The organism is Microvirga sp. P4_A5 (assembly GCF_056402495.1).
Genome location: NZ_JBFUHH010000176.1, coordinates 1 through 3,520 on the forward strand (window position 1 = coordinate 1; position 3,520 = coordinate 3,520).

General features: G+C 65.8%; 4 protein-coding genes. 1 reads left to right on the plus strand and 3 read right to left on the minus strand.

All coding sequences use genetic code 11. The annotated features are described in order from the left end of the window. A partial coding sequence (locus tag AC1DVM_RS22740) for a sigma factor-like helix-turn-helix DNA-binding protein (protein WP_477258350.1) occupies window positions 1–232 on the plus strand: 232 nt, incomplete at its 5' end. A gap of 10 nt (window positions 233–242) precedes the next feature. Here AC1DVM_RS22740 and AC1DVM_RS22745 read toward each other — a convergent pair. The 3 genes from AC1DVM_RS22745 to AC1DVM_RS22755 form a co-directional block, all read right to left on the minus strand. After that, a complete protein-coding gene (locus tag AC1DVM_RS22745; RefSeq protein WP_477258352.1) occupies window positions 243–1,034 on the minus strand; it encodes a YoaK family protein in 792 nt (263 codons plus the stop codon). A gap of 75 nt (window positions 1,035–1,109) precedes the next feature. Then, window positions 1,110–2,249, minus strand: coding sequence for a histidine kinase (locus tag AC1DVM_RS22750; protein WP_477258354.1), 1,140 nt, complete (start codon window positions 2,247–2,249; stop codon window positions 1,110–1,112). 32 nt (window positions 2,250–2,281) lie between these two features. Continuing rightward, window positions 2,282–3,520: adenylosuccinate synthase (locus AC1DVM_RS22755; protein ID WP_477258356.1), on the minus strand; the 1,239-nt coding region annotated here is incomplete at its 5' end.

Sequence of the window (3,520 nt, forward strand, 5' to 3'; positions counted from 1 at the left end):
TCTCTCCGCCTTGCGCAACGCGTTGTCGGTGCTCAATCCGCGCGAGCGGCGCATTTTCGAGGCACGCCGTTTGTCGGACGATCCGATCACGCTCGAGGATCTGTCGACCGAATTTGGAGTCTCGCGCGAGCGCGTCCGCCAGATCGAAGTGCGGGCGTTCGAGAAAATCCAGGAAGCCGTGAAGAAAAATCTCGCGGAGATCGAGGAGCCGGCGGACCAGCCGGCTCACTGATCGGCGCGCGTCACGGCCTGTCCGGCGTCCGCGCGGCAACGAGAGTCGGCACCGCGATGCCGAACAGCAGCAACGCGAGCGGAAGCGCGAACAGAAAACCGAACTGGGCAAACCCCAGCGCGCCCGTCACCCCACCGATGAAGAACGAGATCAGCAACAGCGACAGAAGGCGCATCTTCGGCCGATCGGCGATAACCGGCGCCCCATAGCGCTGCTCCAGCTTGTCGCTGTTCCAGAAGAGAAGCTTTCCGATTTCGATTCCGAGGTCGGTTACGAGGCCGGTGATATGCGTCGTGCGGATGCGCGCGCCTGAAAGCTTGGTCACCGTGGCGTTCTGTAATCCCATGATGAAGCACAGCAGCGGGATCGCCGATAGGACCAGACCCGGCGACGGGTAGAAGATCGCGCCTAGTATGCCGAACAGGCACAGCAGCAGCGCTTCGAGCATGATCGGCAGTGCGTATTGGATATCCGCCGCGTGCCGGCGTCCCCAATTGATCAGGACGGCCGAGCAGGCGGCCCCTGTGAGGAATGAGAGAAAGGCAGTTAACCCGGCGGCCACGAGGCCGAACGCTCCGAGCGCCACGTGGTCGGCCATGGCCGAAAAGATCCCCGACATGTGGGAGGTGTATTGGCCGACGGCGAGAAACCCGCCCGCGTTCGTGGCGCCCGCGATGAAGGTGAGCACCATGCCGAGATGCGCATCGGAACTGTGCGTCCGATCGGCCCCGACAATATGGCCGAGGCGGGTGAAATACTGGCCGAGAACGTGCTGCGCGGATGACGACGATCGAAGGTGCATGGCCTGCCGTTTATACCCGGCGCGACGCGGCCGGTCGATCAGGTTCGTTGTGCCCCCATGAGGCGGGCTCGCCTGCTAGCGCCAGAGCCCGAAGGCGCGCGTCAGAACCTGCTCGCCGGAGGTGCCCTTCTCGAAGCTGAGAATGGCGCGCTGTCCAGACGCCATGCGCACCGGCAGGTCGATCCAGTTGCGGCGGATCAGCAACTCGGTGTTGCGTTCCACGTCGCTCGTGAGGTTCGACAACCCGATGAGGAAGAGGTTTTCGCGAACCGGAACGGGGAGCCCGGCGACCGGCGTCCCGCGGGCGGCCTCTTCGTCCTTGAACTGCAGCAGACCCGCATCCCGGATGACGCGGCCGCTGTCACCCGGACTCGTGGTGAAGGACAATTCGACGGTATGCGACGCCGGCAGCGTCGCGTCGAGATTGCGCCGGAGCAGCATCTTCATGTTGAGGCCGGCGTCCGGGATCTCCACGGTCGCGCTCACGGCCTTCTCCAGCGGTTGTCCCTGACCCGCATTCACATCCTCGAGCCGCCACACGACGCGGCCCGTCTGGGCTTTTGGCGTCGACGGCGCGGCAGCGTCTTCCTCGTAAAAGACTGCCCTTTGGGCAACGCCGACTTCCTGACGGGAAGCGGGCGCGGGAGCGACGGGCGCCGCCGGTCCGCCGACGCGCTCGGTGGATTTCGACGTGTCCGGGGCCGCTTGCGGCGCCTGCGCGACGGTCGCGGCGGGCGCGAGGTCTTCGGGCTTGTCCCGCTGCCAGAACGCCAGGGCCGCGATGGCCGCGATAACGAGCGCCAGCACGGTGCCAAGCACCATCGTGCGGCCGCGGGAGCCGGTCTTGATACCGGGATGGGGACGACTCTCGACGCGCGGACGCTCGGCGACTTCCGGCTCCGGTGACGGTTCGGAATGGGCCTCGGCGACCGGCGCGGCATGCCGCTGGCGGCCGGCGAATGCGGTTCCGGCGGCGACCTGCAGGTCGGCAAATTCCGGCGCGGCGACGGCGAAATCGGCTTCGACGCGGCCGATGGCGTCGTCGAGAGAGGCCCGTTCGTTTTCGATGTCGCGGTCGGAGAGCGGAGGATCGAGCGTGCGGAGCTGGGTAACGAGAGCCGTGCGTGCGCGCTCATAGACAGCCCGCCGCGTTTCCGGTGACGTATCGGCCAGGCCTTCGACGGCGCGGGCTATCAGGGGATAGTAATCAGCCATTTGGTGTGGGATGGCCCGCGCGGCTGCCGCCGTCAACCCTCAAAGGGGTTCTTCATCAGGATTGTGTCGTCGCGCTCCGGCGATGTGGACAGCACCGCCACCGGTGCGCCGATCAATTCCTCGACACGCCGGACATACTTGATCGCCTGTGCCGGAAGGTCAGCCCAGGACCGCGCGCCGGCGGTCGATCCGCTCCAGCCTTCCATCTCCTCGTAGATCGGTTCCACCCGCGCCTGAGCCCCTTGGCTTGCGGGGAAATAGTCGATCGTCTCGCCGTCGAGCTTGTAGCCCACGCCGATCTTGAGGGTCTTGAACCCATCCAAAATATCGAGCTTCGTCAGCGCGATTCCATCGATCCCMGAGGTGCTGACGGTTTGCCGCACGAGGGTGGCGTCGAACCAGCCGCAACGGCGCTTGCGCCCCGTCACCACGCCGAATTCCTTGCCCTTCTGGCCGATCAATTCGCCGGTCTCGTCGAAGAGTTCCGTTGGGAAAGGTCCCTCGCCGACCCGCGTCGTATAGGCCTTGGCGATGCCGAGCACATAGCCGACCGCGCCCGGGCCGAGGCCCGAACCGGTGGCGGCCTGCCCCGCCACCGTATTGGATGAGGTGACGAAGGGGTAAGTGCCATGATCCACGTCGAGCAGCGCGCCTTGCGCACCCTCGAACAGGATGCGTTTCCCCGCGCGGCGTTCTCCGTCGAGCAGGCGCCACACGGCATCCATGTAGGGCAGCACTTTCGGCGCCACCGACGACAATTCGTCGTAGATCGCCTTCGCGTCGAATTCCGCCAGTCCGAAACCGCGACGCAAAGCGTTGTGGTGCGTCAGCAGCCGGTCGATCTTTTCCGGCAGGGTCTTCAGGTCCGCGAGATCCATCAGGCGGATGGCGCGTCGTCCGGCCTTGTCTTCGTAAGCCGGGCCGATGCCGCGTTTGGTGGTGCCGATCTTCGTGCCGGCGCTGCCGCTTTCACGCAGCGCATCGAGTTCGCGGTGGATCGAGAGAATCAGCGTCGCGTTCTCGGCCACGCGCAGGTTGTCGCGCGTGATGGCCACGCCCTGCTCGTTCAGGCGCTCGACTTCGGACGCCAGTGCATGCGGATCGAGCACCACGCCGTTGCCGATGACAGAGAGCTTGTTGGGGCGCACGACGCCGGAGGGCAGAAGCGATAGCTTGTACACCGTTCCGCCGATGACGAGCGTGTGGCCGGCATTGTGCCCGCCCTGGAAACGCACGACCACGTCGGCCTGCTCGGACAACCAGTCGACGAT

Coding starts and splice junctions, on each gene's coding strand:
- AC1DVM_RS22745 (WP_477258352.1), bottom strand. CDS start 1,034: ATGCACCTTCGATCGTCGTCATCCGCGCAGCACGTTCTCGGCCAGTAT.
- AC1DVM_RS22750 (WP_477258354.1), bottom strand. CDS start 2,249: ATGGCTGATTACTATCCCCTGATAGCCCGCGCCGTCGAAGGCCTGGCC.